We start from the raw sequence: 289 nt of genomic DNA on the forward strand, positions 1-289 counted from the left end.
GCGCGGTAAATCCGGGGAACACGATGTTTCCCGATATCGCGCGCACGCCGTCGGTGGCATCCAGATCCGCCGCTTCGCTATGGGACCGTTGGCCATTCCACAGAATGCAGGGCCGCAGAACCGCCCCGCTGTCGTCCAGCAGCGTCGCGCCGTGCATCTGGCCGGCCACGCCGATGCCGCGCAATTCTGCAAAACCGGGACAGCCGGCACGCAGCTCTGCGATGGCAGCCTCCAACGCGGCAATCCAATCCGCCGGGTCCTGTTCCGACCAACCGGGATGGGGATGTGC

The 289-nt window shown here is 66.4% G+C and carries 1 protein-coding gene; it reads right to left on the reverse strand.

Going from position 1 to position 289, the window contains the following annotated elements:
* On the reverse strand, window positions 1–235 hold a 235-nt coding region (locus Q4528_RS13480), incomplete at its 3' end, for an FGGY family carbohydrate kinase (protein WP_303522033.1).
* Between the last annotated feature and the right edge of the window lie 54 nt (window positions 236–289).

The sequence above is a fragment of the Staphylococcus pasteuri genome, assembly GCF_030547725.1.
GTDB lineage: Bacteria > Bacillota > Bacilli > Staphylococcales > Staphylococcaceae > Staphylococcus > Staphylococcus pasteuri.